A 23,130-nucleotide genomic window follows, 5' to 3' on the forward strand; every position below is an offset into this window, starting at 1 on the left:
TCCAGAGGACGATAAGGTTTTTCCAAGGCAAGCCCGATGAATAGTGAAAATTTTCTCCTTTCCGGCGAATTGATCGAGAACGGCCATCGCCTCGTGCAGCGGGTCTATTACGAGGACACGGACTTTTCCGGGCTGATCTATCACGCCCGCTATCTGCATTTCCTGGAGCGCGGACGCAGCGACTATCTGCGCTGCCTCGGCTGCGAGCAGAGCGCGCTGATCGAAGCCGACGAGGAAGGGCTGGTCTTCGTCGTCCACCGGATGGAGATCGACTTCAAGCAGCCGGCGCGGATGGACGACATCATCACGATTTCAACCGTCACCGAAAAGGCCGGCGGTGCGAAGATGGTGCTCAACCAGGAGATCCGGCGCGACGGAACGCTGCTGATCGCGGCCAAGGTGGTGATCGCGGTGATCAACAAGCACGGTCGGCCGAGACGGCTGCCGGAAACGATCGCGGAAAAATTTCTCGGGCGTGCGGTTTGATGCGGCGGCGCAACCGTGGCTGGACTCACTTCGGTCCTGGAGGCCACTTTCTTGCCGTATGAAGCAGACGAAGAACGCGTATTTGATCTTGCGTGATGTCATAGATGAGGAGGTAGCTCGGATGGACGACCAGTTCCCGCGTTCCGGACCTCCTGCCTATACGGCCGAGATAGGGAAGTGACGAAAGCCTCTGCGTCGCATGATGGAATAGTTCGTCGAGCCTGATGGCCGCAGCCGGATCCTCCCGTTCGACAAACATATAGCTGCTGCTGCGGTCGTGGAGAGAACGGCGCGTCCAGACAAGCCTCATCGACGGCTGCGGAGATTGTGCTTCGTTCTCTCGCGTAGTTCCGCGAAGTAGTCTGTTACCTCGTCAGAGGAGACCAGATTACCGGCATTGGCATCAGCCAAACCCTCGTCGACTTGCTGCAGGAACCAATCACCGTAGTCCGCATCGGGGTCATGCTCGACGATGAAGTCGCGCATCAATTGGCGCAGTGTTTCGTCGCTTGTTCTATTCTGCGCGTTTGCTACCTTCTCAAAGGCTGACTTCAGATCATCATCGACAGTGAATGTGACGGTGGTATCAGTCATTTGTGGCTCTCGACATGGTTGAGTTCCAAAGGCTACCACTGAATGCGGCCCAAGCACAGAACCCCGCCGCCAAGTCACGCAGCCAGACATATTCGTAACGCATTATTAACGATAATGTAGTCTTACTGGAGGCTGAGGAATTTGTGCAACGCACGCCTTCCTTTGACCAAATTTGAAGGCGAGAAGCCAAGCTGAAAACTCAGGACATCTTGGGGTTAGGGCAGCTCTCTTCGTGGTCACGTACAGTTTCGCGAAAGCGTGCTTTGGAACCCGCCCGGTCGTCATGCCGGGCGTTTGGATTCGGGGATAGTGGATGGAACAGGTAGCTTTGGAAGCCGCGACGCACGACGTCAGTCTGTGGGCTCTCTTCATGCAGGCAGGTCTGATCGTCAAGGCGGTCATGATTGGCCTCATCGGCGCGTCGGTATGGACTTGGGCGATCGTGATCGACAAATATGTCGCCTTCGGCAAGGCTCGCCGGCAGTTCGACCAGTTCGAACAGGTGTTCTGGTCCGGCCAGTCGCTGGAAGAACTTTACCGCACGCTCGGCGAGCGCCAGAACAATGGCCTTGCCGCCATTTTCGTGGCCGCCATGCGCGAGTGGAAGAAAAGCTTCGAGCGCGGCGCGCGTTCGCCCATCGGCCTGCAGATGCGTATCGACAGGGCGATGGACGTCACGATGGCGCGCGAGGCGGAAGTCTATGAGGCGCGTCTCGGTTCGCTTGCGACGATCGGTTCCGCCGGTCCGTTCATCGGTCTTTTCGGTACCGTCATCGGCATCATGACCTCGTTCCAGGCAATCGCCGGTTCGCAGTCCACCAATCTTGCGGTCGTTGCACCCGGTATTGCCGAAGCGCTGCTGGCGACGGCGATCGGTCTGGTCGCAGCCATCCCGGCCGTCATGGCCTACAACAAGTTCACCGCCGACGCCGGCAAGCTTGGCTCGCGTATGGAAGGCTTCGCAGACGAGTTCTCGGCCATCCTGTCGCGCCAGATCGACGAAAAGCTGCAGCCGCGCCAGGCTGCGCAGTAACCGCCAGCGGATCAAGGAGGTACACTCATGGGCATGTCTGCCGGAGGTTCCAAGGGATCGGGTGGCGGTCGTCGCGGCCGTCGCGGCCGCAGCCGTGGCGGTGCCATCAGCGAAATCAACGTGACGCCGCTCGTCGACGTCATGCTCGTGCTGTTGATCATCTTCATGGTCGCAGCACCGATGATGACGGTCGGCGTACCCGTCGACCTGCCGCAGACGCAGGCGTCCTCGCTCAATTCGGAAACGCAGCCGATCACCATCAGCGTCAATGCCGATGGCCAGATCCACCTGCAGGAAACGCCGATCGCGGCCGACGAGATCGCGCCGAAGCTACAGGCCATTTCGACCACGGGCTATAACGAGCGCATCTTCGTGCGCGCCGACACGACGTCGGCCTACGGTGTCGTGGCGGATGTCATGGCCCGCATCCAGGGCGCCGGTTTCCGCAATATCGGCCTCGTCACGCAGCAGCGGCAGAACGCACAACCGGGCAACTGACGGATCAGATGAAGGCGAGCCTCACCACATCCGCGATCATTCACGTATCGGCTCTCGCCTTTGCGCTGGTGTCGCTTGGCGCGCCGGAGCCGCTCGAGGTCGCCAATACCGAGACGCTGCCCGTCGATCTCGTGCCGATCGAGGAATTCACCCAGATCCAGCAGGGTGACAAGAACGCCCCGATGACGGAAACCGCCGCGCCGACGCCGACCACAAGGCCGGACCCGGTGCCGGACGCGCAGAATGTCGGCGATAACAATGTCGACATCAAAGCGCCGCCGATGCCGACCGCCAAGCCGAGCAACAACGAATCCGCCGCAGCGCCCGCAGCCCAGGAAAAGCCGGCCCCGGTCGTCGATACCAAGCCGACCGCTTCCACCGAGATTGCCAAGGAAGAAACGGCGCCGGCGCCGCAGGAAGTCGCGGCCCTGCCGCAGCAGAAGCCTGAGCCGACGCCACCGACGCCCGCCCCCGAGCCGACGCCCGAACCGGCTGCCGAGACGCCGGAAGAGGCGATGCCGCTGCCCGATTCGATCCCGCTGCCGACCGCCAAGCCGAAGCCCGAGCCGCCGAAGGAACAGGCCAAGCCCGCCGAGAAGCCGCCGGAAAAGAAGCCCGAGCAGCCGAAGGCCGCTGAAAAGCCGACCGACAAGAAGGTTGCCGACCGCAAGCAGGAAGTGGCGAAATCCGCGTCTTCCAAGGAAAGCGATTTCAATGCCGACGATATCGCGGCGCTGCTGAACAAGCAGGCGCCGGCCAATGGCGGCGCCAAGCGCTCGACCCAGACGGCGTCTCTCGGCGGCAAGACCAATACCGGCGGTTCCAGGCTCAGCCAGAGCGAAATGGACGCGCTGCGTGGCCAGATCCAGAACAACTGGTCCTATATTTCCGGTATCGAGGGCGCCGACGGCGTCGTCATCCGGGTCGAAATGCGGCTGGACCAGTCCGGCGCGATCGTCGGAGAACCGACGGTTTCGTCGAGCGGCGGCTCGGATGTGGCGCGCAGGACGCTCGAATCGAGCGCCCGCCGTGCGGTGCTGCGGTCCTCGCCGTTCAGAAACCTGCCTGCAGACAAATACGACGCCTGGAGTGAAGTCGTCGTCAACTTCACGCCGAGCGACCTGCTTTGAAAGGCCCAATCATGATCAAACGTTCCTTCATCGGTCTCATGATGGCGATTGCCGGAATGGCCACGGTCTTTGCCACGCCTGCTCACGCGGTTGTCGAGATCAACATCAACAAGGGTAATGTCGAGCCGCTGCCGATCGCGATCACCGACTTCCTGTCGAATAACGAGCTTGGCGCGCAGATTTCCCAGGTGGTTGCCGCCGATCTGCAGCGTTCGGGCCTGTTCGCGCCGGTCAACAAGGCCGCGTTCATCGAAAAGATCACCGATCCGAACCGTGCACCGCGCTTCCAGGACTGGACGGCGATCAATGCACAGGCAATGGTCGTCGGCCGCATCAGCCGCGAGGCCGATGGTCGTCTGCGCGCCGAATTCCGCCTCTGGGATACCTATGCCGGCCAGCAGATGACCGGCCAGCAGTTCTACACCCAGCCGGAGAACTGGCGCCGTCTCGCCCATATCATCGCCGACGCGATCTATGAGCGGATCACCGGCGAAAAGGGCTATTTCGACACCCGTGTCGTGTTCGTTTCCGAAAGCGGGCCGAAGACTGCCCGCCAGCGCCAGCTCGCCATCATGGACCAGGACGGTTTCAACGTCCGCATGCTGACCAACACCAAGGACTTGGTTCTGACGCCGCGCTTCTCGCCGAGCCGTCAGGAAGTCACCTACATGTCCTTCGAGGGCAACCAGCCGCGCGTCTATCTTCTGCAGCTGGAAACAGGGCAGCGTGAAGTGGTCGGTAATTTTCCGGGCATGACGTTCTCGCCGCGCTTCTCTCCGGATGGCCAGAAGGTCATCATGAGCCTGCAGCAGGAAGGCAATGCCAACATCTACACGATGGACCTGCGTTCGCGCACCACGACCCGCCTGACCTCGACGGCGGCGATCGACACCGCACCGTCCTATTCGCCGGACGGGCAGCGGATCACGTTTGAAAGCGACCGTGGCGGACGCCAGCAGATTTACGTGATGAATGCAGATGGCTCCGGCCAGAACCGCATCTCCTTCGGCGACGGTTCCTATTCCACGCCGGTCTGGTCGCCGCGCGGCGATCTGATCGCCTTCACCAAGCAGTCGGGCGGAAAGTTCTCGATCGGCGTGATGCGTCCCGATGGTTCGGGCGAGCGCATTCTGACGAGCGGTTTCCACAATGAGGGCCCCACCTGGGCGCCCAACGGCCGCGTACTGATGTTCTTCCGCCAGAACGCCGGCGCCGGCGGACCGCAGCTCTTTTCGATCGACCTGACCGGCTATAATGAGCAGGCGATCAAGACGCCGTCCTACGGTTCCGACCCGGCCTGGTCGCCGCTGCTCGAATAGGCTGTAAACGGCTGCAATCAAGAGTGAGGCGCTTTTGCCTCTTTGCTGCCCCATTTCACTGGAAATGGGGCAGTTACGGGACACCGGAAGGTTCTGTTAACCATGCCTGTTTTAACAAGGTTAACCGAAACCGGTTAGAGTCTGGCAACTCTGAATTTCACGATCCAAGGAGAGACCGGCCATGAGCCGCACTGATACCCAGGCGATGAGCCGCATGCAGAATCTCGCTCGCAACCCAGCCGTCATCGCACTGACGCTGGCTCTGGCACTTGCCGGCTGCGCCAACAAGAAGAACCTGCCCAACAGCGCCGGTGAACTCGGCCTCGGCGGCGCCGGTTCGGCCACTCCGGGCTCGAGCCAGGACTTCACCGTCAATGTCGGCGACCGCATCTTCTTCGACACCGATTCGACCTCGGTTCGCGCCGACGCCCAGCAGACGCTCGACCGTCAGGCCCAGTGGCTGCAGCGCTACCCGAACTACGCGATCACCGTCGAAGGCCATGCCGACGAACGTGGTACGCGCGAATACAACCTGGCACTCGGCGCCCGCCGTGCAGCCGCTACCCGCGAATACCTCGCTTCGCGCGGCGTTCCGGCAAACCGCATGCGGACGATCTCCTACGGCAAGGAACGCCCGGTCGCCGTCTGCGACGACATTTCCTGCTGGTCGCAGAATCGCCGCGCCGTTACCGTTCTCGGTGGCGCCGGCATGTAATCATCCGATCGGGGATAACCCGGACGACGATGACAATTGCGTTAGAAAAGGTGGTCTTGCGGCCACCTTTTTTGTTTTTCCTTAGTTTGGCCCCGTTTCGATTGATTTTGAGCATCGGCTTGGTTGCTTTTTGACCGCAGGTGATAAAAATCCGATCTGCGCCACTCCGGCGCAAATCACTAAACGCAGGACGAACGACATGAAGAAAATTGTCTTGGCAGCAATGCTGGGGCTGGCGGTAATGGCTGGACCCGCTGGGGCCTTCTCATTCCCGAAACTCTTCCAGGGCGCGCAGAGCGCTGCACAGGAGCCACAGGCCCAACAGGGCCAGGTTATCCTTGCGCAGGGCAATGACGCCGTTCGCGTCCAGCAACTCCAGGAAGAGATCCGCCAGTTGAACGGCCGGATCGAGGAAATGAGCTATCAGCTGCTGCAGATGCAGGAGCAACTGCGCAAGACGCAGGAAGATAACGAATTCCGCTTCCAGGATCTGGAAAAGAAGAGAAGCGACTTGGGCGACACGGGCGGGCAACCGGCCGTGGCGTCCAGCCGCCCTTCTTCCTCCGCCTCGCAAGCTCCTTCCGGAAACGGTGGCGACGATGTCGCCAGCATCATCGGATCCTCTTCAGATAACAGCGCCGACAGCGCGCCGCGCAGCAATTCCGCGCCGGCGCCGACGACGCTCGGTTCGATGGAATTCGACCAGAACGGCAATCCCGTCGGTGCGTCGCGCAACGACGATGCCCGCAATTCCTCGGCGCTTCCGGGTGTCGACACCGGGACACCGCGCGGCAACCAGGGCAACGCCCGCGATCCGCAGCAGACCGCCTCGCTCGGCAGCGAGAGCGATGCCTACAAGATCGCCTACGACCATGTGCTGACCGGCGACTACGGTCTCGCCGAGACCGAGTTTTCCACCTACATCACTTCCTATCCGAAAAGCGGCCGCATCGCGGATGCCAATTTCTGGCTCGGCGAGGCGCAGTATTCGCAGGGCAAGTATAACGAGGCGGCAAAGACCTTCCTCAATGCGCACCAGACCTATGGCAAATCCGCCAAGGCGCCGGAAATGCTTTTGAAGCTCGGCATGTCGCTGGCCGCCCTCGACAACAAGGAAACGGCCTGCGCGACGATGAAGGAAGTGCCGCGCCGCTATCCGAGCGCGCCGCGCGCCGTGCTCACCAAGGTCGGTACCGAGCAGAAGCGGCTCGGCTGCTGACGGTGTCCGGCCGTGCCTGAAACGCCGCATTCCTTTCTTTCACCCTCCGAGGCGATCGCAGCACTGCTCGACCGGCTGGTTCGTCCCTCGGTGCTGCTGGTGGCGGTTTCCGGGGGCAGCGATTCGGTCGGGCTGCTCCTGTCGCTGCATCAGGCGCTTTCGCGGCGGCCGGGCAGCGGACACCGGCTTGTCGCCGCAACCGTCGATCATGGGCTGCGGCCCGAGGCGGCGCGTGAGGCTCTGGCTGTCGCCGATCTCTGCCGCGAGCTTTCCATTCCTCATGTGGTCAAGTGCTGGCGAGGCGATAAGCCGAAATCCGGCATCTCGGCGGCAGCGCGCGAGGCGCGCTATCGGCTGCTGCTGGAAGCCTGCGCACAATTGCGCGCCGATGCGTTCGTGACCGGCCACACATTCGACGATCAGGTCGAAACGATCAGCATGCGTGCCGCCCGCAACGAGGGGGCGACCAATCTCGGGCTTGCCGGCATGGCTGGGGCGGTGCTGCTCAAGCGCACCGTCTGGCTGCTGCGGCCGTTTCTGGCGACGCGACGGGCTGCCATCCGGCGGTTCCTGACGGAGGAGGGCAGGGGCTGGGTCGACGATCCGAGCAATGCCGATCAGCATTACGAACGGGTGAGGGTGCGCGATGCGTTGCCCGTCGACATCGCCTCGACGCCATCGATGATCGAGGCGGCCGCGGGACAGAGGCTGCGGCTGGCGCAAGGGGCGGCCGAACTGGCGCGCGATCACCTGAAACTGCATCACGGCGTTCTCGCCGAGATCGCTCCTTCCGGCCTGTGCGGTGACGCCACCTTTCTGCGGCATTTTCTGGCCTCGGTCGCCGCCATACTCGGCGGCCGCAGCCATCTGCCGGCGGCGGCGACGATGGATCGGGTCATGGCGATGCTCGAAGGTCACAAGATGGGCCGCACTACGGCCGGGCGGGTGATCTTCGATTTGCGCCGACAGGGCCTGTTCATGCAGCGCGAGACGCGCGACCTGCCGATGCTTCACGTCAAGGCGGGATCGCAGGCGATCTGGGACGGGCGCTACAGGATCGTCAACGGATCGGCGGCCGAAGTGGTCGTCGGGCCGCTGCCGCCCGAGCGTGCATCGGCGCAGGCGATATTCGCCGGTGTGCCTTCCGCCATTGCCATGCGGGCCATGGGCGTCATGCCTCACCTTCAGGTTGCGGAGGCTATGGGCGGGGCAATCGATAAAGCGACTGTGATCGCCCGGCCGGTGCTTTGCCCATACGACCGTTTTTTGCCGCAGTTCGATCTTACTCTGGCTGCCGAGCTTGGGGTTTTGTTCGGATACGAGGCAATTCCGGCCGCTCCGATTAATGTTTTCGAGCGGAAAAGCTAAAGGACTGTGCCTGCTTGCCTTGGCAAGGGCGAGACGCAACCTTATGTTATGGGCCAATTAAGGCAGTCGCTTGAGCGGATGCCATCGCAGTCCGGGGAGTTCGATGAACCCAAACTTTCGTAATTTTGCCCTCTGGGCTATCATAGCCCTCTTGCTGATCGCTCTGTTCAGCATGTTCCAGACGGCGCCGACACAGACCAATTCTCGGGATGTGGCGTATTCGCAGTTCCTGAAGGATGTGGATTCCGGTCGCGTGCGCGATGTCGTGGTGACGGGTAACCGCCTCATGGGAACGTTTTCCGATAACGGTCAGGCTTTCCAGACCTATTCCCCGGTCATCGATGACGCGCTGATCCAGCGGCTGACGGAAAAGAACGTGCAGGTCGTGGCTCGTCCGGAGACCGATGGTTCGTCCGGCTTCCTCAGCTATCTCGGAACGCTGTTGCCGATGCTGCTGATCCTCGGCGTCTGGCTGTTCTTCATGCGCCAGATGCAGGGCGGTTCGCGTGGCGCCATGGGTTTTGGCAAGTCCAAGGCCAAGCTCCTGACCGAAGCGCATGGCCGCGTCACGTTTGACGATGTCGCCGGCGTCGACGAAGCCAAGCAGGATCTCGAGGAAATCGTCGAGTTCCTGCGCGACCCGCAGAAGTTCCAGCGTCTCGGCGGTCGTATTCCGCGCGGCGTGCTGCTCGTCGGCCCTCCGGGCACGGGTAAGACACTTCTCGCCCGCTCGGTTGCCGGTGAAGCCAATGTGCCGTTCTTTACGATTTCCGGTTCGGACTTCGTCGAAATGTTCGTCGGTGTCGGTGCATCCCGTGTGCGCGACATGTTCGAACAGGCCAAGAAGAACGCGCCCTGCATCATCTTCATCGACGAAATCGACGCCGTCGGTCGCCATCGTGGCGCAGGCCTCGGCGGTGGTAACGACGAACGCGAACAGACGCTCAACCAGCTTCTGGTCGAGATGGACGGCTTTGAAGCCAATGAAGGCATCATCCTGATCGCCGCCACCAACCGTCCCGACGTTCTTGACCCCGCACTTCTGCGTCCAGGCCGCTTCGACCGTCAGGTCGTCGTGCCGAACCCGGATATCGTCGGCCGCGAGCGCATCCTCAAGGTGCATGCCCGCAACGTGCCTTTGGCGCCGAATGTCGATCTCAAGGTTCTCGCACGCGGCACGCCCGGTTTCTCCGGTGCGGACCTCATGAACCTCGTCAACGAAGCTGCCCTGATGGCTGCGCGCCGTAACAAGCGCCTCGTCACCATGGCGGAATTCGAAGACGCGAAAGACAAGATCATGATGGGCGCGGAACGCCGCTCGTCCGCCATGACCGAGGCCGAGAAGAAGCTCACCGCCTATCACGAAGCCGGTCATGCCATCACGGCCCTCAAGGTCGCGGTTGCCGATCCGTTGCACAAGGCAACGATCATTCCGCGCGGCCGTGCACTCGGCATGGTCATGCAGTTGCCGGAAGGCGACCGCTATTCGATGAGCTACAAGTGGATGGTGTCGCGCCTGACCATCATGATGGGCGGACGCGTTGCGGAAGAACTGACCTTCGGCAAGGAAAACATCACCTCGGGTGCGTCCTCGGATATCGAGCAGGCCACCAAGCTTGCCCGCGCCATGGTGACCCAGTGGGGCTTTTCCGATATCCTCGGTCAGGTTGCCTATGGTGAAAACCAGCAGGAAGTGTTCCTCGGCCACTCGGTTTCCCAGTCCAAGAACGTCTCGGAATCGACCGCCCAGAAGATCGACCAGGAAGTGCGTCGTCTGATCGACGAAGCCTATCAGGAAGCCCGCCAGATCCTGACCGACCATCACGACGGGTTCGTGGCGATCGCCGAAGGCCTGCTCGAATACGAGACGCTGACCGGCGAGGAGATCAAGGCGCTGATCAGGGGCGAGAAGCCGTCGCGCGATCTGGGTGACGACAGCACACCGAGCCGCGGCTCCGCAGTTCCGTCTGCCGGCGCCAAGAAGGACGAGCCGAAAGGCGATGCGCCGGAAGGCGGCCTGGAGCCTCAGCCGCACTGACGGCATCCGTTGAAATTGGAATGGCCGCCGTGGAGCGATCCGCGGCGGCCATTTTTGCATTAACGATCACTTATCCGCTCACGGGATATGATCGACTTTGACGCTAATTTAAGTGCTTGCGCCGCCAGCCTGTGGCATGAGCGAGAATGCCGGTCCTTAACGAGGCTGCAGCGGCCCGATCCCTGATCCGCCCGCAGCGCCAGACCGCGCCGATGAAGGAGATTACATGGCACGCCGCTATTTCGGTACCGATGGTATCCGTGGACATTCGAACGTCTTTCCGATGACGCCTGACCTTGCCATGCGGGTCGGTATCGCCGTCGGCACGATCTTCCGCAACGGCAACCACCGCCATCGCGTCGTCATCGGCAAGGATACGCGTCTTTCCGGCTACATGCTGGAAAACGCCATGGTTGCCGGCTTCACCGCCGCGGGCCTCGATGTGTTCCTGCTCGGCCCGATCCCGACGCCCGCCGTCGCCATGCTGACGCGCTCGCTGCGCGCCGATGTCGGCGTCATGATCTCCGCCTCGCACAATCCGTTCGAGGATAACGGCATCAAGCTGTTCGGCCCGGACGGCTACAAGCTTTCCGACGAGCTGGAAATGCGCATCGAGGACCTGCTCGACAGCGACCTGCATGCGCAGCTGGCCAAGTCCGCCGAGATCGGCCGCGCCAAGCGCGTCGAGGGCGACATCTACCGCTATATCGAACATGCGAAGCGCACCCTGCCGCGCGACGTGACGCTGCAGGGACTGCGGATCGCCATCGACTGCGCCAATGGCGCCGCCTACAAGGTCGCTCCGCTGGCGCTCTGGGAACTCGGCGCGGAAGTCGTGACCATCGGCAACGAGCCGAATGGCACCAATATCAACCTCGACTGCGGCTCGACCAGCCCCGAGCGGCTGCAGAAGAAGGTGCATGAAGTGCGGGCCGATATCGGCATCGCACTGGACGGCGACGCCGACCGCGTCATCATCGTCGACGAGAACGGCGAGATCATCGACGGTGACCAGCTGATGGCGGTGATCGGCGAAAGCTGGGCGGATGCCGGCACGCTGCGCGGCAACGGCATCGTCGCGACCGTCATGTCCAATCTCGGCCTTGAGCGCTTCATGGGCGATAAAGGCCTGACGCTGGCGCGCACCAAGGTCGGTGACCGTTATGTCGTCGAGCATATGCGCAACCACGATTTCAACGTCGGCGGCGAACAGTCCGGCCATATCGTGCTGTCGGATTTCGGCACGACCGGCGACGGCCTCGTCGCAGCGCTGCAGATCCTTGCCCGCGTGAAAACGCTCGGCCGCCCGGTCAGCGAAGTCTGCCGCCGCTTCGAGCCGGTGCCGCAGCTTCTTAAGAATGTCCGTTTCTCCGGCGGCAAGCCGCTGGAAAATGCCGCGGTCATCGAGGCGATCGCCGATGCGGAAGCCGAGCTTGCCGGCAAGGGCCGCCTCGTCATCCGTCCGTCCGGCACCGAGCCGCTGATCCGCGTCATGGCGGAAGGCGACGATCGGGCGCAGGTTGAAAAGATCGTCAACGGTCTGATCGACGTGATCGGCAATGTCCGCTCTCAGGCGGCCTGATCTTCGGATCTACTGCGACACACTTAAATCAAATACTTGCCGGCGCTGCGCCTCACCCGCGCCTGCCGGCACCTTCTCCCCGTTTCATGGGGAGGAGGATATGTGCCGCAGCGGAGCCGTTCCCCTCGCGCGGGGCGCGGGTGTGCCGGATAAGGCGGAGGCGGGCTTCACCGCAAACCACGCAGTATTGCGACAAGTAATCCGTATTTCTGCTGTGTTCCTTCGTCCCGCAACAAAGCAGTTTGGTAAATTCCTATGGTTAAGCGGGGCTTAACCTTTATCCTTCATTGTCCAAGCGAAAGAGGGTGGAGCGGCGTCGTGCCGGCCATTTGCGATTGAGCTTGGAGAAGCGAAAATGAAAAAGCGCCTTGCTGCAACCGTTGCCGCAGCAGTGCTGTCGGCTGGTTTTGCCCATGCTGCGGATTTCTATCAGCCCGAACCCGCACCGATGCTGGACGCGCCGGAAGTGACGATCCAGGAAGCGAGCGGCTGGTACCTGCGCGGCGATGTCGGATATTCGTTCAACAAGATACGCGGCGCGAAGTATTTCCAGGGTGGTCTGGATAACGAGGTGAATTTCACCTCGACCCGGATCGACGACAGCTTTCTGCTCGGCGCTGGCGTCGGTTACCAGTTCAACAATTACCTGCGCGGCGACATTACCTTCGATCACCTGACGAAGTCCGATTTCCGCGGCAGCACCACCGGTACCTGCGGTACGGCTCCCGGTAGCTATACCTGCACATCGGACGACCGCTCGTCCTTCCGCGCCTATTCGCTGATGGCGAACGTCTATGTCGATCTCGGCACTTACGCCTATTTCACGCCTTACGTCGGTGCAGGCTTCGGTGCCTCCTACGTGAAGTGGAACAAGCTGCGCAATACGGTCGTCGATTGCGTCGATCCGGCTGATGCAGGTTGCGCCTACACGGAGCATGGCGGCAAGGGCAAGTGGCGCGCGAGCGCCGCCCTGATGGCCGGTGCCACAATCGACGTGACCTGCAATCTCAAGGCCGATGTCGGTTACCGCTTCCGCTACATCGACGGCGGTGATTTCTTCGGCTTTGCCAATGGTGGCGGCCCAGGCCGCGACAAGGGCATCTACAGCCACGAAGCCCGCGTCGGTGCCCGCTATCTGTTCAACAACGATTGCTCTGAGCCGGTCGCCTACGAGCCGGCACCGGAACCGATCGTCTACAAGTGAGTTGACCTCCCGCAACTGAGCCGCCTTCGGGCGGCTTTTTTGTTTCTGATGATCAGAAAGGGAGGCCCATATGCACGCACTGATCGTTCTGTCCCATCCCGTTTCGACGTCGCTCGTCCATGCCGTCTCGGCAATGCTTGGCGAAGGTGTCGGCCGGACCGGTGCCGATGATACGTTCGAAATCGCCGATCTGACGGACGAAGGGTTCGATCCGCGCTTTTCCGCTGCGGACTTCGCCGCACATCGGGGCAGGGGCGAGCCGCCTGCCGATGTGGCCGCGGAACAGGCAAGGATCGACCGGTCGGATGCGCTCGTGCTGGTGTTCCCGGTCTATTGGTGGGCCATGCCGGGGCTGCTCAAAGGGTGGATCGATCGCGTGTTCGCAAATGGCTGGGCCTATGACGACAGCGGCGAGAAGGTGATCAAGAAGCTCGGTCGCCTGCCGATCCATCTCGTCGCCATCGGTGGTGCGGACATGAGCACCTACGAACGACACGGTTACCTTGCGGCCATACGGACGCAGATCGACCACGGCATATTCGATTATTGCGGCGCTCCGGTCATCACCTCGGAACTGCTTCTCGAGTCGGACGGACCCGATCAGCAGAAAAATCTGGAAGCCGCGCTGGCGATTGGGGAAAGAGTTTTTTCTTCGAAGTGACAATGGGATAGGCGGTTATCCCGCTGGCTCGTTCTGCCTCGGGACAGGCCCTGATCGGCAAAAATATCGTCCCGCTGCCACATGTCCCGCTTGACTGTGAAAGCCGACGCGAATATCCACGGCGGCGGGACACTCCTCCCCAACGAGGAGCCAATTACCTGGAAGGGTATACATATGGCCAATGGCACCGCAAAGCCGGACGTACGTCCGAATAATGCTCATTTTTCTTCTGGCCCCTGCTCGAAGCGCCCCGGTTGGTCGCTCGATGCTCTCTCCGATGCCCCGCTCGGTCGTTCGCACCGCGCCAAGGTTGGCAAGGACAAGCTGGCACAGGCCATCAATCTCACCCGTGAAATCCTGAACGTACCGGCTGATTATCGCATCGGCATTGTTCCCGCGTCCGATACCGGCGCTGTCGAAATGGCGCTCTGGTCGCTGCTCGGCGAGCGCGGCGTCGACATGCTGTCCTGGGAAAGCTTCGGGGCCGGCTGGGTCACCGATGTCGTCAAGCAGCTAAAGCTCAAGGACGTTCGCAAGTTCGAGGCCGATTACGGTCTCCTTCCGAACCTCGCCGAAGTCGATTTCGACCGTGACGTCGTCTTCACCTGGAACGGCACCACCTCGGGCGTGCGCGTGCCGAACGCCGATTTCATCCCGGCAGACCGCAAGGGCCTGACCATCTGCGACGCCACCTCGGCCGCTTTCGCGCAGGACATGGACTTTGCAAAACTCGACGTCGTCACCTTCTCCTGGCAGAAGGTTCTGGGCGGCGAGGGCGGTCACGGCATGATCATTCTGTCGCCGCGCGCCGTCGAGCGTCTGACGACCTACGTTCCGGCCTGGCCGCTGCCGAAGATCTTCCGCCTGACCTCGGGCGGCAAGCTTTCGGAAGGCATTTTCAAGGGCGAGACGATCAACACGCCGTCGATGCTCTGCGTCGAGGACTATATCGATGCGCTCGAATGGGCAAAGACGGTCGGTGGGCTGGAAGGCCTGATCGCCCGCGCTGACGCCAATGCCAAGGTCATCTTCGATTTCGTCGAAGCAAACGACTGGATCGCCAATCTGGCGCAGGTCGACGAGACCCGTTCCAACACCTCCGTCTGCCTGAAGATCGCCGACGCCGATGTTGCCGCTCTCGATGCCGACGCGCAGGCCGCCTTTGCCAAGGGCATGGTCTCGATCCTCGAAAAGGAAGGTGTCGCTCTCGACATCGGCGCTTACCGCGACGCGCCGTCGGGTCTGCGCATCTGGGCCGGCGCCACCATCGAAACGGCCGACATGGCCGCCCTGATGCCGTGGCTGACCTATGCGTTCGAAACGCAGAAGGTCGCGCTCAATAAGGCCGCAGCCTAAAACTTCCAGTGCATGACTTCGTCATCCTCGGCCCTGTGCCGAGGATCTGACCACATCAACAGGACCGATCGGTCGCAGATACTCGGGACAAGCCCGAGCATGACGGCGGAGAGGTTTCAGTCAAACCCCCTTTAAGGAGCCCAAACATGGCACCTCGCGTACTCGTGTCCGACGAACTGTCGGAAACCGCTGTCCAGATTTTCCGCGATCGCGGCGTTGAAGTCGATTTCCAGCCGAAGCTCGGCAAGGACAAGGACAAGCTCGCCGAAATCATCGGCAACTATGATGGCCTCGCCATCCGCTCGGCCACCAAGGCGACCGAAAAGCTGATCGCCGCCGCGACCAACCTGAAGGTCATCGGCCGCGCCGGTATCGGCGTCGACAATGTCGATATCCCGGCTGCGTCGAAGCGCGGTATCATCGTCATGAACACCCCGTTCGGCAACTCGATCACGACGGCCGAACACGCCATCGCGTTGATGTTCGCCGTTGCCCGCCAGTTGCCCGCAGCCGACGCCTCCACGCAGGCCGGCAAATGGGAAAAGTCGAAATTCATGGGTGTCGAAATCACCGGCAAGACGCTCGGTGTCATCGGTGCCGGCAATATCGGCGGCATCGTCTGCCGCAAGGCCATCGGCCTCGGCATGCATGTCATCGCCTACGATCCCTTCCTGTCGGCTGAACGCGCGCAGGAAATGGGCGTTGAAAAGGTCGAGCTGGAAGAACTGCTGCCGCGCGCCGATTTCATCACCCTGCACGTGCCGATGACCGACAAGACCCGCGGCATTCTCGGTGCCGAAAACCTTGCCAAGACCAAGAAGGGCGTTCGTATCGTCAACTGCGCCCGTGGTGGTCTGGTCGATGAACAGGCGCTTGCCGAAGCCATCAAGTCCGGCCATGTCGCCGGTGCCGGTTTCGACGTCTTCGAAGTCGAACCCGCAACCGAAAGCCCGCTCTTCGGCCTCGAAAACGTCGTCTGCACGCCGCATCTCGGCGCTTCCACCACAGAGGCCCAGGAAAACGTCGCCTTGCAGGTTGCCGAACAGATGTCGGACTACCTCGTCAAGGGTGCCGTCTCCAACGCCATCAACATGCCGTCGATCACCGCCGAAGAAGCACCGATCCTGAAGCCGTTCATCCGTCTTGCGGACGTTCTCGGCGCGTTCGTCGGTCAGGTTTCCGACGATCCGATCAAGGAAATCGAGATCCTGTTCGATGGCCAGACGGCCAACATGAACACCCGTGCGCTGACGTCTGCGCTGCTGGCCGGTCTGATCCGCAACCAGGTGGCCGACGTCAACATGGTTTCGGCACCGATCATGATCAAGGAAAAGGGCATCGTCCTGTCCGAGGTCAAGCGCGACAAGACCGGCGTTTACGACGGCTACATCAAGCTGACGGTCAAGACCGAAAAGCAGACCCGTTCGGTTGCCGGCACCGTGTTCTCGGACGGCAAGCCGCGCTTCATCCAGATCAAGGGCATCAACATGGATGCCGATGTCGGCGCCAACATGGTCTACATCTCCAACACCGACGCTCCCGGCATGATCGGCTTCATGGGTACGACGCTGGGTGACGCGAAGGTCAACATCGCCAACTTCCAGCTCGGCCGTGAAAAGGACGGCGGCGACGCCATCGCTCTTCTTTACGTCGATGCGCCGGTCTCGCAGGACGTTCTCGACAAGCTGACCGCCAACCCGGCGATCAAGCAGGCCCGTCCGCTGGTCTTCAACGTCGAATAAGTTTTCCTCCCAGGAAGATGCGCAAAGGGCTCGGTACGCTTCCGTATCCGGCCCTTTGCTTTTTTCGCCTTGCCCATGTGATCTTGCTGCGATCGAATGCGTCCAATGGTTGTATTTTTATCGATTGGCTCCCGCGAAGAAGTTCTGTAGCTACTAAAGCGGGAAAAATGCTGGAGGGCTCTAAAATTCTCTGCCGTGGTTCCCCATATCAGGTCAAAGACCGCATTTCGCGGACAGAGGAGAATTTGATGTTATCCAAGCTTCGGCGTTTCCAGAAACTCTTCGCGATCGCAGCGATCGGAATGGCAGTTTCGCTAACAGCCGTCGATTTTGCGGAAGCGCGTCGCGCAGGCGGCGGCTCCAGCTTCGGCAGCCGCGGCACGCGTACCTTTGCAGCCCCGCCGTCCACCAACACGGCACCCGGCGCCGCAAGCGGCATCAACCGTTCGATGACGCCCAACACGCAGCAGAACGCCACGACGCCGGCAAACGGCATGGGCGCGCAGGCTGCCCAGCAGCAGCGTCGTCCGGGCATGTTCGGCGGCATGGCAGGCGGTCTTCTGGGCGGTCTCGCCCTCGGTGGCCTTCTCGGCATGATGATGGGTAACGGTTTCGGCGGAATGGCCGGTTTCCTCGGCATGCTGCTGCAGATCGCCCTGATCGGTGGTCTTGCGATGCTCGCCTTCCGTTTCTTCGCCCGTCGCCAGCAGCAGCAGGCAGCCGGTCCGGCCGGTAATGCCCGCGCCTATGGCAATGGCGGCAATAACGGTCGTGACCAGCAGAACAATCACGCCTATCAGGCGCCGCAGCAGAACCAGGGCGGTTTCCAGATCCCGAAGATCGGTGCGGGCGCTGGTGCAGCAGCGGGTGCCGGTGGCTATGCCGCGGCACAGCGTCAGGCCGGTGCGGACACCGACGAGATCGGCATTACCGGCCGTGACCTCGGTCAGTTCGAGAAGCTGTTGACCGACGTTCAGGGCGCTTACGCCGAAGAAGACTACGCCAAGCTGCGCAGCCTGACCACGCCGGAAGCGATGTCCTACCTTGCCGAGGAACTCGGTGAAAACGCCACGAACGGCGTCAAGAACGAGGTACGCGACGTGACCCTGCTGCAGGGCGACCTTGCCGAATCCTGGCGCGAAAACGGCCAGGAATACGCGACCGTCGCGATGCGCTACTCGTCGATCGACATCCTGCGCGACCGCAACAGCGGCGAGATCGTCGAAGGCGATCCGAATGCCGTGACGGAAGCGGTCGAAGTGTGGACCTTCGTGCGCAAGCCGGCCAACGACTGGAAGCTGTCGGCCATCCAGTCGGCTGCCTAAGTATCAATGAGTTCGGCGGTTCTGCCGTCGTGCTCACCCTGATAGAACATCTGAAGGGCTCGCTCGAAAGGCGAGCCCTTTTCGCTGACAAGATGAAATAGCGTCATCGAGCTTCTGAATTTCAGGTCATCGACCGAGCCCAAGATGTCGCCGGCGCTGCGGCCTTCGTGGGAGAGCATGATGGCGGTGCATTCGCCGATCCGCCAGCCGAGCAGCGGATGGGCGAGATAGGCGATGGCCTCGTCGCGCGAGGCGATGGCAAACCGCTGGGCCATTTCGGATGCTCCAAGCCCGCCGATCTGCGGGAAGATGTACCACATCCAGTGGCTTCTCTTCTGGCCGTCCTGCAGTTCCGCGATCACCTGATGATAGATTTCCGCCTGCGCCTCGACAAACCGCGTGAGGTCGAAAGTCACAAGCCTATCAGTCATATAGCTCTCCTACCCAATTCAGGCATCAAGCGGCAGAAAGATGATAATTTTGCGGCCGGTCTTTTCCATGCTGCAATGCACACTAATTCTTCCTCATGGAGAACCTTATTCAGGAATTTCAAGCTGATACAGCATGGCTGCCGAACTGGGTGGTCAGTATCGGCGTGTTTGTCGTCGCGCTTTTTGTCGGCATAGCTGTTCACAAATTCGCGTTCAGGCTGTTTACCCGGCTAGTCGAGAACAAGGACCTGTTCTGGCGCTCGCTCGTGTCGCGCGGAAAGCGGCCGCTGCGGCTGACGATCCTCACATTCGCGCTGTCGTTTGCCGCGTCCGTCGCGCCGCTTGCATCGCGGCCTGCCGACGTCATCCGGCACGTTCTGCTGTTATGCTTCATCATCGTCCTCGGCTGGTCGGCCAAGACCGCGCTGCATATCTGGATGACCGTCTATCTGCGCCGCTTCAAGCTGGATGCGGAAGACAACCTGCTTGCCCGCGCGCATGTGACCCAGTCACGCATCGCCGAGCGGATCGGCGGTTTCATGATCGTCATCCTGACGATCGCCGCCATGCTGATGACCTTTCCGGCGGTGCAGCAGTACGGGGTGAGTGTGCTTGCCTCTGCCGGTGTCGCCGGTATCGTGCTCGGCCTCGCGCTTCAGCCGATGCTGAAGAACATCTTCGCCGGCATCCAGCTTGCCATCACCCAACCGATCCGCATCGACGATGCGCTGATCGTCGAGGGCGAATGGGGCAATGTCGAGGAGATCACCGCGACCTATGTGGTGGTGAAACTGTGGGACTGGCGGCGCATGGTGCTGCCGCTTTCCTATTTCATCGAGAACCCGTTCCAGAACTGGACGCGTGAAAGCTCGGCTCTGATCGGTACGGTGATGATCTATCTCGACTATACGATCCCGGTTTCCGTGGTGCGCGAGAAGGTGCTGGAAATCGCCGCCGCCAACCGGCTTTGGGACAAGCGGGTGGTGGCCGTGCAGGTGACCGATTTTCGCGAAAGCGTCATGGAAATCCGCATCCTCGTTTCCGCCAGCAGCGCGCCGAAGGTCTTCGATCTGCGGTGCGAGGTGCGCGAGGCACTCGTCGAATTCATCCAGCGGGACTATCCGCAGGCGCTGCCGAAAGTGCGTACCGACCGCCCGCTCGAAGGCGTCGGTACTGCAGTCGTCGGTGGCGGCGTGAACGCGGCGCCGCAGGCATGACAGGCTCGTGGACGCTGCCTTCTTGCGCGTCCGGCCAATAGTTTCTATATCCGGATCAACAATGCCCGGCCTGTGGACGATCCCGCGGCGGGCGAAGAGAGACCGCCCGGTCGGCGGTTCCATTTGGATTGCTGCGAGAGTATTCCGTGAACACGCTGGATTTTGACAAGAAGCCGGAAGATACGCGCATTGTCGTCGCCATGTCGGGCGGCGTGGATTCGTCCGTCGTCGCCGGGCTTTTGAAAGCCGAGGGCTATGACGTGCTCGGCATCACGCTGCAGCTTTACGATCATGGCGCAGCCGTACACCGCGCCGGTTCCTGCTGCGCCGGCCAGGATATCGACGATGCGCGCCGCGTCTGCGAAACACTCGGCATTCCGCATTACGTGCTCGATTACGAAAAGCGGTTTCGCGAAACGGTGATCAACCCGTTCGCCGAGGCCTATGCGATGGGCGAGACGCCGGTGCCCTGCGTGGCCTGCAACCAGACCGTCAAGTTCGCCGATCTTCTGGCGACGGCCAAGGAGCTCGGTGCCGATGCGCTGGCGACCGGCCACTATATCCGCTCGGCTGCCAACCCGACCGCCGACAATCCGAACCGCCGTGCCCTCTATCGCCCGATCGACAGCGATCGCGACCAGAGCTGGTTCCTGTTCGCCACGACGCAGGAGCAGATCGACTACCTGCGCTTCCCGCTCGGCGGCATGTCGAAGGCGCAGGTTCGCGATCTCGCCGAGGACATGGGCCTTGTCGTCGCCAAGAAGGCCGACAGTCAGGACATCTGTTTCGTGCCGGCCGGAAAATATGCCGATATCATCAACAAGGTGAAGCCGAACGCGGCGCTTGCGGGCGATATCGTCCACATGGACGGGCGCGTGCTCGGCCGGCATGAGGGCATCGTCCATTACACGATCGGCCAGCGCAAGGGCTTAGGCGTCGCCACCGGCGAACCGCTCTATGTCGTCTATCTCGACGCCCGCTCGCGCCGCGTCATCGTCGGTCCGAAGGAAGCGCTCGATACGCACCGCGTCTATCTGCGCGACATGAACTGGCTGGGCGATGCGTCGCTGGAAGCCGACGCGGCAGGCGGCTTTGCCTGCTTCGCGAAAGTGCGCTCCACCCGCCCGCCGACCCCCGCGACGCTCCATGTGGACGAGCGAGGCGTCTATGTCGATCTGGCGATCGGGGAGGCAGGTGTCGCCCCCGGCCAGGCCTGTGTGCTTTATTCCGCCATCGGTGCCGATGCGCGCGTCTATGGCGGCGGGTTCATCGAGCGTTCGGAGCGGGCAGAGGCGGCGGAAGCCTCGCTGAAACTGCTTCTGGCACCGCCGGTTGCAGCCTAAGCTTCTGTATTTTGAAGCGTTTCGGCAGCTGGATGACGGCGACAAGACAGATCTGCAAAACTCCTCTGTTTTTCGCCGATCATCTGTTGACAAGGCTCGCGGCCAGCCTTTATAAGCCGCTCATTCCACGGGGAAGACGCTTTTCATGCGGTTCCGCTGGTAGTGTGGCTGGGTAGCTCAGTTGGTGAGAGCGCAGGATTCATAACCCTGAGGTCGGCGGTTCAATTCCGCCCCCCGCTACCAACCTAATCACCGAATGTTCGTCTCCACTGATGAGGCCGGACAGAAAGCCCTTTATTCCAATGCGATAGGGCTCATATGCGGCGCGCGGCTCGACAACGACCGCTGCGACCATTTGCCGGAACGGCACAGCCAGTTCCGGAGATACCTCTCCACCGTTCTGCACGATCTTAGCCAGACTTTCGACATTCTCGCGAAACCGTCTCACTGCCTTGGGCTGCAGCTCGATTACGTTTTCTGGCTCTTCGACCGAATCAAGGATCGCCTGGTTCTTGTCACGGTCGGCGCGGAGAGGGGTGAGCATCGCCGTCCCTTCCTGTTCCGTCACCAGATCCTTGACCATCATCTGAATGACTTTGGTGATTTCCGCCTTCGCCTCGTCGACTCCTTTCTGTGCCGTTGCACGCTTGCGGAATTTGTCGTGGCGACTGCGCTTAAGCTCGTCTTGGTATGCGGCGACGTACATCTCGATGATGCTGGTATCAGCAAATTCGCGGCGCAAGATGTCGAGGACCATTTCCTCGATGCGCTCGATGTAAAACCTGCTCTTGTTTGAGCAGGTCCCAGATTCCCGATTAGTAGAGCATTGGATACGGGAGCCGCCCTTGTCGGGCCCGGCCAACGACATCCCCCCGCCACACGCTCCACAGCGAAGCAGCCCAGAGAGCAGACGCTTTGACCTCGGCCCTTTCGTGTGCTCCTTCCTGACTACTTCCTTTCGTTCCTGTACGGCATCGTAAAGCGCTGCCGGTACGATGCGTAGGTGTTCGGCGTCCGTGATCTCCTGATCCGCCTCTTCGTTCGGCCGTGACAGGCGCTTGCCGGTCGACGGGTCTTTCACCATCCGCACCCGGTTCCACACTCGCCTGCCGTTATAGATAGGGTTTCTGATGATGCCGCAGCCGCGGGTCGCGTTGCCATTGATCGTGGAGGCATTCCACTTGGCCCCGCGCGGGGCAGGGATGCCTTCATCGTTCAGCGCTCCTGCTATTGATCGCGGGCTGACGCCACCGGCGTAGAGCTTGAAAATGCGCCGGATGATCTCGGCCTCGCAGCCGACAATTTCCAGCTCTCCTGGCTGGCCTGGTATGGGCCTGTAGCCGTAGCACTTACCGCCGGCATTTCTGCCCGACCGGACGACGCCAATCATGCCGCGCTTCGTTTTCTTGGCGCCTTCTTCTCTCTGCATCTGGCCGATAACACCGTACATGCCGACCTGCACCGTATCCATGATGCCGCCGTTGACGCAGTTGATGACGACGTCGCGGAACTTCAACGTTTTATGGACGTGGGCGAGGTCGGCGATGTCGCGCGAAATGCGGTCTGGGGATTCGGCGATTAGAACCGAGAATTCGCCGCGCTCGGCTGCCTGCATCAACTGCGCCAGCCCCGGTCGGCCGAACATTGAAGCTCCCGACTTGGCGCGATCGGAAAACTCTTCGGTGATTGTGACCCCGAGCCTGACCGCATGCGCCCGGCACAATGCGATTTGGTCCTCGACCGATTTTTCATTCTGCAGGTCGGTCGAATACCGGGCATAGATTGCAGCGCGCTTCATCGCTTCCTCGCGGGCTTCTTGTCTTTATCGTTCTGATTAGCCGGTTCTGGCTCTTTGGCGTCAAGCCGGGC

Annotated in this window: 21 protein-coding genes, 1 tRNA gene and 1 pseudogene; 19 read left to right on the forward strand and 4 right to left on the reverse strand. The window is 61.5% G+C overall.

What is annotated here, in order from left to right; genetic code table 11:
* Window positions 1-36: 36 nt before the first annotated feature.
* The gene (ybgC, locus tag AC0JZ4_RS10240; RefSeq protein ID WP_471886275.1) at window positions 37-486 is read left to right on the forward strand and encodes a tol-pal system-associated acyl-CoA thioesterase; all 450 of its coding nucleotides are present in this window, start codon (window positions 37-39) and stop codon (window positions 484-486) included.
* 25 nt (window positions 487-511) lie between these two features.
* Here the strand turns inward: ybgC and AC0JZ4_RS10245 are convergent, their stop codons facing one another.
* Window positions 512-796, reverse strand: coding sequence for a type II toxin-antitoxin system RelE/ParE family toxin (locus AC0JZ4_RS10245; protein ID WP_471886276.1), 285 nt, complete (start codon window positions 794-796; stop codon window positions 512-514).
* Complete coding sequence (locus AC0JZ4_RS10250) at window positions 793-1,080, reverse strand: hypothetical protein (RefSeq protein WP_471886277.1); 288 nt, start codon at window positions 1,078-1,080, stop codon at window positions 793-795. Before AC0JZ4_RS10250 ends, AC0JZ4_RS10245 begins: the two co-directional genes overlap by 4 nt.
* A gap of 313 nt (window positions 1,081-1,393) precedes the next feature.
* Between AC0JZ4_RS10250 and tolQ the strand changes: the two genes are divergently transcribed.
* From tolQ to AC0JZ4_RS10320, 14 genes are all read left to right on the forward strand, one after another.
* On the forward strand, window positions 1,394-2,113 hold the full coding sequence (tolQ, locus tag AC0JZ4_RS10255; protein ID WP_471886278.1) for a protein TolQ: 720 nt from the start codon (window positions 1,394-1,396) through the stop codon (window positions 2,111-2,113).
* Window positions 2,114-2,140: 27 nt separating this feature from the next.
* Window positions 2,141-2,611: a protein TolR gene (tolR, locus tag AC0JZ4_RS10260; RefSeq protein ID WP_471886279.1), complete on the forward strand. Its 471-nt coding sequence runs from the start codon at window positions 2,141-2,143 to the stop codon at window positions 2,609-2,611.
* A gap of 8 nt (window positions 2,612-2,619) precedes the next feature.
* On the forward strand, window positions 2,620-3,741 hold the full coding sequence (locus AC0JZ4_RS10265; protein ID WP_471886280.1) for a hypothetical protein: 1,122 nt from the start codon (window positions 2,620-2,622) through the stop codon (window positions 3,739-3,741).
* An 11-nt stretch (window positions 3,742-3,752) separates the two neighbouring features.
* Entirely contained in the window at window positions 3,753-5,060 is a 1,308-nt protein-coding gene (gene tolB, locus AC0JZ4_RS10270; RefSeq protein ID WP_471886281.1) for a Tol-Pal system beta propeller repeat protein TolB, read from the forward strand.
* A gap of 181 nt (window positions 5,061-5,241) precedes the next feature.
* A complete protein-coding gene (gene pal, locus AC0JZ4_RS10275) occupies window positions 5,242-5,775 on the forward strand; it encodes a peptidoglycan-associated lipoprotein Pal (RefSeq protein WP_471886282.1) in 534 nt (177 codons plus the stop codon).
* 199 nt (window positions 5,776-5,974) lie between these two features.
* On the forward strand, window positions 5,975-6,994 hold the full coding sequence (gene ybgF, locus AC0JZ4_RS10280; protein WP_471886283.1) for a tol-pal system protein YbgF: 1,020 nt from the start codon (window positions 5,975-5,977) through the stop codon (window positions 6,992-6,994).
* Between the two features lie 12 nt (window positions 6,995-7,006).
* On the forward strand, window positions 7,007-8,362 hold the full coding sequence (gene tilS, locus AC0JZ4_RS10285) for a tRNA lysidine(34) synthetase TilS (protein WP_471886284.1): 1,356 nt from the start codon (window positions 7,007-7,009) through the stop codon (window positions 8,360-8,362).
* A 103-nt stretch (window positions 8,363-8,465) separates the two neighbouring features.
* A complete protein-coding gene (gene ftsH / locus AC0JZ4_RS10290; RefSeq protein ID WP_471886285.1) occupies window positions 8,466-10,400 on the forward strand; it encodes an ATP-dependent zinc metalloprotease FtsH in 1,935 nt (644 codons plus the stop codon).
* A gap of 226 nt (window positions 10,401-10,626) precedes the next feature.
* Window positions 10,627-11,982: a phosphoglucosamine mutase gene (gene glmM, locus AC0JZ4_RS10295; RefSeq protein ID WP_471886286.1), complete on the forward strand. Its 1,356-nt coding sequence runs from the start codon at window positions 10,627-10,629 to the stop codon at window positions 11,980-11,982.
* 355 nt (window positions 11,983-12,337) lie between these two features.
* Entirely contained in the window at window positions 12,338-13,186 is an 849-nt protein-coding gene (locus tag AC0JZ4_RS10300; RefSeq protein WP_471886287.1) for an outer membrane protein, read from the forward strand.
* 70 nt (window positions 13,187-13,256) lie between these two features.
* Window positions 13,257-13,847, forward strand: coding sequence for an NAD(P)H-dependent oxidoreductase (locus AC0JZ4_RS10305; RefSeq protein WP_471886288.1), 591 nt, complete (start codon window positions 13,257-13,259; stop codon window positions 13,845-13,847).
* Window positions 13,848-14,021: 174 nt separating this feature from the next.
* Entirely contained in the window at window positions 14,022-15,203 is a 1,182-nt protein-coding gene (locus tag AC0JZ4_RS10310; protein ID WP_471886289.1) for a phosphoserine transaminase, read from the forward strand.
* A gap of 146 nt (window positions 15,204-15,349) precedes the next feature.
* A complete protein-coding gene (serA, locus tag AC0JZ4_RS10315; RefSeq protein ID WP_471886290.1) occupies window positions 15,350-16,945 on the forward strand; it encodes a phosphoglycerate dehydrogenase in 1,596 nt (531 codons plus the stop codon).
* A 248-nt stretch (window positions 16,946-17,193) separates the two neighbouring features.
* Window positions 17,194-18,270, forward strand: coding sequence for a Tim44 domain-containing protein (locus AC0JZ4_RS10320; protein WP_471886291.1), 1,077 nt, complete (start codon window positions 17,194-17,196; stop codon window positions 18,268-18,270).
* Here the strand turns inward: AC0JZ4_RS10320 and AC0JZ4_RS10325 are convergent.
* Window positions 18,267-18,701 carry a DUF1810 domain-containing protein gene (locus tag AC0JZ4_RS10325; RefSeq protein WP_471886292.1) on the reverse strand — a complete coding sequence of 145 codons (435 nt, stop codon included), beginning with the start codon at window positions 18,699-18,701 and terminating at the stop codon, window positions 18,267-18,269. The genes AC0JZ4_RS10320 and AC0JZ4_RS10325 overlap by 4 nt on opposite strands.
* A gap of 95 nt (window positions 18,702-18,796) precedes the next feature.
* Here AC0JZ4_RS10325 and AC0JZ4_RS10330 point away from each other — a divergent pair, with 95 nt between their 5' ends.
* From AC0JZ4_RS10330 to AC0JZ4_RS10345, 4 genes are all read left to right on the forward strand, one after another.
* Window positions 18,797-19,918, forward strand: coding sequence for a mechanosensitive ion channel family protein (locus tag AC0JZ4_RS10330; protein WP_471886293.1), 1,122 nt, complete (start codon window positions 18,797-18,799; stop codon window positions 19,916-19,918).
* A 146-nt stretch (window positions 19,919-20,064) separates the two neighbouring features.
* Window positions 20,065-21,261: a tRNA 2-thiouridine(34) synthase MnmA gene (gene mnmA, locus AC0JZ4_RS10335; protein ID WP_471886294.1), complete on the forward strand. Its 1,197-nt coding sequence runs from the start codon at window positions 20,065-20,067 to the stop codon at window positions 21,259-21,261.
* 166 nt (window positions 21,262-21,427) lie between these two features.
* Window positions 21,428-21,504: transfer RNA gene (locus AC0JZ4_RS10340), tRNA-Met, on the forward strand.
* A gap of 13 nt (window positions 21,505-21,517) precedes the next feature.
* Window positions 21,518-22,057 carry a hypothetical protein gene (locus AC0JZ4_RS10345; protein ID WP_471886295.1) on the forward strand — a complete coding sequence of 180 codons (540 nt, stop codon included), beginning with the start codon at window positions 21,518-21,520 and terminating at the stop codon, window positions 22,055-22,057.
* Window positions 22,058-22,060: 3 nt separating this feature from the next.
* Here AC0JZ4_RS10345 and AC0JZ4_RS10350 read toward each other — a convergent pair.
* Window positions 22,061-23,059: pseudogene (locus tag AC0JZ4_RS10350) on the reverse strand (recombinase family protein); the annotation flags it as partial.
* Window positions 23,060-23,130: the final 71 nt, after the last annotated feature.

This window comes from [Rhizobium] kunmingense (assembly GCF_977018605.1).

Bases quoted from the DNA above. Each gene is read 5' to 3' on its own strand.
- ybgC (WP_471886275.1), top strand. From the start codon at position 37: ATGAATAGTGAAAATTTTCTCCTTTCCGGCGAATTGATCGAGAACGGC.
- AC0JZ4_RS10245 (WP_471886276.1), bottom strand. From the start codon at position 796: ATGAGGCTTGTCTGGACGCGCCGTTCTCTCCACGACCGCAGCAGCAGC.
- AC0JZ4_RS10250 (WP_471886277.1), bottom strand. From the start codon at position 1,080: ATGACTGATACCACCGTCACATTCACTGTCGATGATGATCTGAAGTCA.
- tolQ (WP_471886278.1), top strand. From the start codon at position 1,394: ATGGAACAGGTAGCTTTGGAAGCCGCGACGCACGACGTCAGTCTGTGG.
- tolR (WP_471886279.1), top strand. From the start codon at position 2,141: ATGGGCATGTCTGCCGGAGGTTCCAAGGGATCGGGTGGCGGTCGTCGC.
- AC0JZ4_RS10265 (WP_471886280.1), top strand. From the start codon at position 2,620: ATGAAGGCGAGCCTCACCACATCCGCGATCATTCACGTATCGGCTCTC.
- tolB (WP_471886281.1), top strand. From the start codon at position 3,753: ATGATCAAACGTTCCTTCATCGGTCTCATGATGGCGATTGCCGGAATG.
- pal (WP_471886282.1), top strand. From the start codon at position 5,242: ATGAGCCGCACTGATACCCAGGCGATGAGCCGCATGCAGAATCTCGCT.
- ybgF (WP_471886283.1), top strand. From the start codon at position 5,975: ATGAAGAAAATTGTCTTGGCAGCAATGCTGGGGCTGGCGGTAATGGCT.
- ftsH (WP_471886285.1), top strand. From the start codon at position 8,466: ATGAACCCAAACTTTCGTAATTTTGCCCTCTGGGCTATCATAGCCCTC.
- glmM (WP_471886286.1), top strand. From the start codon at position 10,627: ATGGCACGCCGCTATTTCGGTACCGATGGTATCCGTGGACATTCGAAC.
- AC0JZ4_RS10300 (WP_471886287.1), top strand. From the start codon at position 12,338: ATGAAAAAGCGCCTTGCTGCAACCGTTGCCGCAGCAGTGCTGTCGGCT.
- AC0JZ4_RS10305 (WP_471886288.1), top strand. From the start codon at position 13,257: ATGCACGCACTGATCGTTCTGTCCCATCCCGTTTCGACGTCGCTCGTC.
- AC0JZ4_RS10310 (WP_471886289.1), top strand. From the start codon at position 14,022: ATGGCCAATGGCACCGCAAAGCCGGACGTACGTCCGAATAATGCTCAT.
- serA (WP_471886290.1), top strand. From the start codon at position 15,350: ATGGCACCTCGCGTACTCGTGTCCGACGAACTGTCGGAAACCGCTGTC.
- AC0JZ4_RS10320 (WP_471886291.1), top strand. From the start codon at position 17,194: ATGTTATCCAAGCTTCGGCGTTTCCAGAAACTCTTCGCGATCGCAGCG.
- AC0JZ4_RS10325 (WP_471886292.1), bottom strand. From the start codon at position 18,701: ATGACTGATAGGCTTGTGACTTTCGACCTCACGCGGTTTGTCGAGGCG.
- AC0JZ4_RS10330 (WP_471886293.1), top strand. From the start codon at position 18,797: ATGGAGAACCTTATTCAGGAATTTCAAGCTGATACAGCATGGCTGCCG.
- AC0JZ4_RS10345 (WP_471886295.1), top strand. From the start codon at position 21,518: ATGTTCGTCTCCACTGATGAGGCCGGACAGAAAGCCCTTTATTCCAAT.